A 5069-nucleotide genomic window follows, 5' to 3' on the forward strand; every position below is an offset into this window, starting at 1 on the left:
CCCCGTCGGCGGCCGAGGGCGCGTCAGCCGGCGCCGCCGCCCAGTCCCAGGGCGCGGCGCACGTCGGGCGGGAAGAAGCCGGGGCCCTTGAGGACCTTGCCGTCCCCGCGCAGCCGCACCGTGCCGTCGGGCATGAGTTTGGACAGGTTCGAGGCCTGGACCTCGGCGAGGACCCGGTCCAGGTCGATGCCGGACTCGACGGCCATCCCGTAGGCCACGTAGACCAAGTCGGCCAGGGCGTCGGCGGCCTCCACCACATCGCGGACCCCCTCGTCGGCGCCCTCGGCCGCCCGGGCGGCCTCCTCGACCAGGGAGCGGGCGGCGGGGCCGTAGACGGCGCCGATGAGCTCGGCGTACTCCTCGCTGACCAGTGCGACCCGCATGCCGAGGCGCTCGTAGTCCAGGGTGGGCGCCGCGTGCTCGGCGAGGCGGTCGGGCACCGAGTACGTCTGGTGGAACTGGCGGACCAGGCCCATGGGCCGCCCGGGGTCCAGGGCCGCGGGCGCCCCGGCGCCGGGCCCGTCCCACGGGGTGTCGGGCTCGCGCGGGTCCGTGGCGAGGACGCCCGCCGCCCACAGCCGCCTCCCCGCGCGCCTCTGGACGCCCTCGCGGCGCAGCCCGTTGCGCCACACCGCCTTCCACGACCCCCAGTTGCCCTCGTCGCCGTACCACTGGACGCGGGTGGCGCCCATGGCCGTGAAGGCGGTGTCGAGGGCGAGGGCGACGGCTCTGGTCATCACTCCCTGGCCCCAGTGGTCCTTGGCGGTGAAGTACCCCAGTTCGAGGCAGTCCGGGATGAGGGCGGCGGGGCGCAGCTCGATCCTGCCGAGGAACTCCCCGGTCCCCTCCCCCACGATCGCCCAGTCGCAGCCGCCTCGCTCCCAGCTCCCCGCGGTGGCGGCGACGTTCGCCTCGGCCATCGAGCGCTCGTAGGGCCATGGGATCGTGGTGAAGCGCGAGTACGCGCGGTCCTGGAGGACGGCCGTCATCGGGTCGATGAACTCCTCCCCCATCGGGACCAGTTCTATCCCGGGCCCGGGCACGGTCAGCGGTTCGATCGCTCTCATCGTCCGTCCTCTCGCGAGTGCGCCCACGCGGTCGTGAGCACGTTGGCCATGGCTGTCGCGCTCAGGCGGTCCTGGACGACGAAGCGCGAGCCGAGGATGTAGGTGGGGAGCGCGTCGACCCCCATGCCCACGCCCATCTGGTGGTCGGAGTAGACCTGGGAGGCCCAGCGCCCGTCCGCCAGGGCCCCCGCCGCGACTGCGGCGCCGAGCCCGATGTCCTGGGCGCAGCCGATGAGCACGTCGGGGTCGGACACGTCGAGCCCCATCTCGAAGTGCGCCCGCATGATGGCCTCGGCCGCCTTGAGGTGCGCGGTGTCCGGGCCCGTCGTGGCGCCCGCGTCGATGTCGGCCTCCCCAGCCGCGGCGATGACGCGGTGGGCCCGGGAGGTGGGCGCCACGACGAGGGACTCGAAGTCGAAGACGACCCCCTCGGCGCGCCCAAGGGCGCGCAGGCGCTCGTCCTCCTCGGCGACCGCCTCCGGCTCCATCCCCGTGGTCCGGGCGAGGTGGGCGGCGCGGGGCGTGTCGACGGGGCCCTCCAGGTCGGGTTCGAGCACGTGGGCCCGCAGGACGACCTCGACCTGGTCGCCATGGGGGAAGGCGGACAGGGCGGCGCGCAGGTGGCGCAGCCCCAGGTAGCACCACGGGCAGGCGGTGTCCATCCACATGTCGATGCGCATCCGCACTCCCTCCGGGCCGCGCCCACTGCTCTACGGGAAAGCCCCGGAGCCTTCCGGCCCCGGGGCACTCTTCTCGTGCGCGGAGGGGGACTTGAACCCCCACCCTCGTAAAATGAGGACTAGCACCTCAAGCTAGCGCGTCTGCCTATTCCGCCACCCGCGCAGGCGGCCCGGACGACGTGTCGCCCGCAAGCGAGAAGAACTCTAACACGGTTGTTCCGCACCGCGCCAATCGGGCCGGGTCGGCCTCGGGGGCCTCAGCGCCTGCGCTTGCGCTCGCGCGCGGAGAAGCCCTTGAGGCGCGAGTCCAGCGTGGAGAACACTTTGACGATGGCCCCGATGTCGTCGTCGGTCATGCCGTCCAGCAGGTACTCGCGCACCGTCTGCTGGTGCAGTTCCGTGGCGGCCAGGACCGTTTCGACGCCCTGGGTGGTCAGGCACGCGTCGTAGCCGCGCCGGTCGATGGCCGAGGGGACGCGCTCGACCCAGCCGTCGCGTGAGAGGTTCGACACCAGGTAGGTGACGCGGGAGGGCGAGTAGACGACCTTGTCGGCCAGCTCCCCCATGCGGAGTCGGTGCTTGGGGGCCTCCCACAGGGCAAGGAGGATGTTGTAGTCGGGCATCGTCACGCCGAAGGTGCGCTTGAGGCGCGTCTCGAGGATCCCCTGGAGGCGCCCGGAGGCCTCGAAGAACACGCGCCAGGCTGCGGCGCGGTTGTTGCCCGGGTCCGTGATCGGGTTGAGTCCCGGTCGGTCGTCCACATCTCCTCCATTCGGTGCGCGGCGCGCTGGTGCGGCGGTCCGCCCCTTTCGGGAATAATAGGCGATAGTGACGCGGAAAGCACTCAACCTACCGAGGCGGTGTTCATGGGAACCACATTCAGCTGCGCCCTTTTCGACGTGGACGGAACGGTGGTGGACTCCGCGCCCGCGGTCGTCGGTGTGTTCGAACAAACCCTGAGATCCTTCGACCTGCCCGTCCCGGAGCGGGAGCGCCTGCGCGCCTACGTGGGCCCGCCCCTGCGGTACTCCTTCGGGGACCTGGGTTACGCCCCGCCCCTGCTTGAGCGCCTCGTCGCCACGTACCGGGACCTCTACTCCCACTGCTTCCTGGAGCCGCGCCCCTTCGACGGGATCGAGGGCCTCTTCGCCGCACTGAGGAGCGCGGGCGTGGCCCTGGCGACGGCGACGTCGAAGCAGGCGCCGATGGCGCTCGCCCAGTTCGAGCACCTGGGGTTCATGGAGTACTTCGACGTCGTCGCCGGGGCGACGCCGGACCCGGAGTCGACGAAGACCACGGTGATCCACGAGGCGCTGGAGCGCTTGGCCGGCCTCGGGGCGGACGTGTCGTGCCCCGTCATGGTGGGCGACTCCGTGTGGGACGTGCGCGGCGCCCACGAGGCGGGGCTGCCGGTCATCGGCGTCGGCTGGGGGTACGCCACCGAGGGCGGCCTGGACAAGGCGGACTGGCGGGTGGAGACCATGGAGGAGCTGGCCGCCCTGTGCCTGGGCGGGGGCCCGGTCTAGCGGAAGTCGCGGGACCTAGCGGCGACGGGGGCGGCGACCTCCCGCAGGGAGTGGGCGCGCACGCCCACGGCCCCGTCGCGGCGCTCGAGGCGCCCGCGGACCTCGACGGCGCGGGCGCGCAGGGCGGCGGCGCGGTGGGCCGCCCACATGCCCGCCGCGCACGTGACGTTGACCATCCCGCTCTCGTCCTCCAATGTGAGGAAGACGGTCCCCGCCGCAGTCGGGGGCCTCTGCCGGTGGGTGATGAGGCCCGCGACGGACACGATGGCGCCGTCGTCGCAGCCGTGGAGGGCGGAGACGGGGAGGGCGCCGGGATCCAGGTGGGCCCGGACGAGGGCGAATGGGTGGTCCCCGGTGGTCAGGCCGGTGGACTCGGTGTCGGCGCGCAGCTCCTCGACGGCGTCCATGGCGGGCAGGTCCGGCGCCGGGGCGGGGTCGATCCCCGGCAGGGCGGGCTGCCATCCCCCGTCCGCCCCCACGGGCCCCCGGGGTGCTCCCAGTGCCCCGGCCGACCACATGCCCTCCCGCCGGGAGGCGCCCAGGGAGGCGAGCGCGCCCGCATGGGCGAGGCGCTCGAGGTCCTTCTCGCCCAGCCTGGCCCGGCGGGCCAGGTCGCCCACCGACGAGTAGGGGCCCTCCCCCCTGGCGGTGGCGGTGCGCTCGGCCGCCGCGCCCAGGCCCGCGATGGAGCCCAGGCCGATGCGCACGGCCAGGCGGGGGTCGACGTCGAGGGGGACGGCCTGCGGGACGGGCTCCGGCGCCCGCGGGACTCCCCCCTCCCCCTCGTCCGCCTCCTCCACGACCGCCCCCACGCGCGAGTGGTTGACGTCGGGCGGGGCCACGCGCACCCCGTGGCGGCGCGCGTCGTGCACCAGGGAGGAGGGCGAGTAGAAGCCCATGGGCTGGCAGGCCAGGAGGGCCGCGTAGAAGTGCTCGGGGGCGCGCAGCTTGAGCCACGCGGAGGCGTAGACGATGTGCGCGAAGGAGAAGGCGTGGGACTCGGGGAAGCCGAAGTCCGCGAAGCCCTTCAGCTGCTCGACGATGGCCGCGCCCGTCGCCGCGTCGATCCCGCGCCTCCCCATCCCCTCCATCAGGGCCGGGCGCAGCCCCTCCACGCGCTCGACGCCCCGTTTCGCCCCGAGGGCCCGGCGCAGGCGGTCCGCCTGCGCCGGGGTGAAGCCCGCGGCGTCGGCCGCGATCCGCATGAGCTGCTCCTGGAAGAGGGGCACGCCCAGGGTCTTGGCCAGCGCGGGCTCGAGCAGGGGGTGCAGGTAGGAGACCTCCTCCTCGCCGGCGCGCCTGCGCAGGAAGGGGGTGACGGATCCGCCCTGGATGGGCCCGGGGCGGATGAGCGCCACCTCCACGACGATGTCGTAGAAGCAGCGGGGCTTGAGCCTGGGGAGGGTGCTCATCTGCGCCCGCGACTCCACTTGGAAGACGCCGACCGTGTCCGCCGCGCACAGCAGGTCGTAGACCCCGGGATCCTCCTGGGGCAGGGTGTGCAGTCCGATGGGGAGCCCCCGCCTCCCCAGCAGGGGCGCGCTCCTGCGCCCCCACGGCTCTCCCTCCGGGGCGCCGGCCAGGCGGTCGAAGGCCAGGCGCAGGGCCGAGAGCATCCCCAGCCCCAGCAGGTCGAACTTTACCAGGCCCGCGTCCTCGCAGTCCTCCTTGTCCCACTGCAGCACGCTGCGGCCCGGCACGGACCCCCAGCTGATGGGGCAGACGCTGGAGACGGGCTGGTCGGTGAGCACCATGCCCCCCGGGTGGATGCCCATGTGGCGGGGCAGCCCCGCCAG

General features: G+C 73.7%; 5 protein-coding genes and 1 tRNA gene. 1 reads left to right on the forward strand and 5 read right to left on the reverse strand.

Annotated elements, in window-relative coordinates:
* Positions 1-23: 23 nt before the first annotated feature.
* The 4 genes from BH719_RS00680 to BH719_RS00695 all read right to left on the reverse strand — a co-directional run bounded on the left by BH719_RS00680 (position 24) and on the right by BH719_RS00695 (position 2508).
* Positions 24-1067, reverse strand: coding sequence for a GNAT family N-acetyltransferase (locus BH719_RS00680; protein WP_009399864.1), 1044 nt, complete (start codon positions 1065-1067; stop codon positions 24-26).
* A complete protein-coding gene (locus tag BH719_RS00685; RefSeq protein WP_009399865.1) occupies positions 1064-1747 on the reverse strand; it encodes a DsbA family oxidoreductase in 684 nt (227 codons plus the stop codon). Before BH719_RS00685 ends, BH719_RS00680 begins: the two co-directional genes overlap by 4 nt.
* Positions 1748-1823: 76 nt before the next feature.
* Positions 1824-1910, reverse strand: a tRNA-Leu gene (locus tag BH719_RS00690).
* A 94-nt stretch (positions 1911-2004) separates the two neighbouring features.
* Positions 2005-2508 (reverse strand): MarR family winged helix-turn-helix transcriptional regulator, encoded by a 504-nt coding sequence (locus tag BH719_RS00695; RefSeq protein ID WP_009399866.1) that lies wholly within the window; start codon positions 2506-2508, stop codon positions 2005-2007.
* 105 nt (positions 2509-2613) lie between these two features.
* Between BH719_RS00695 and BH719_RS00700 the strand changes: the two genes are divergently transcribed.
* Positions 2614-3273 (forward strand): HAD family hydrolase, encoded by a 660-nt coding sequence (locus BH719_RS00700; RefSeq protein WP_083808198.1) that lies wholly within the window; start codon positions 2614-2616, stop codon positions 3271-3273.
* Here the strand turns inward: BH719_RS00700 and BH719_RS00705 are convergent.
* Positions 3270-5069, reverse strand: a 1800-nt coding sequence (locus BH719_RS00705; RefSeq protein ID WP_009399870.1) for a helix-hairpin-helix domain-containing protein, incomplete at its 5' end; no start/stop codon positions are given. The genes BH719_RS00700 and BH719_RS00705 overlap by 4 nt on opposite strands.

The organism is Pauljensenia hongkongensis (assembly GCF_001746855.1).
Lineage (GTDB): Bacteria > Actinomycetota > Actinomycetes > Actinomycetales > Actinomycetaceae > Pauljensenia > Pauljensenia hongkongensis.

Excerpts from the sequence above, each read along its gene's own strand:
- BH719_RS00680 (WP_009399864.1), bottom strand. The coding sequence starts at position 1,067 with ATGAGAGCGATCGAACCGCTGACCGTGCCCGGGCCCGGGATAGAACTG.
- BH719_RS00685 (WP_009399865.1), bottom strand. The coding sequence starts at position 1,747 with ATGCGCATCGACATGTGGATGGACACCGCCTGCCCGTGGTGCTACCTG.
- BH719_RS00700 (WP_083808198.1), top strand. The coding sequence starts at position 2,614 with ATGGGAACCACATTCAGCTGCGCCCTTTTCGACGTGGACGGAACGGTG.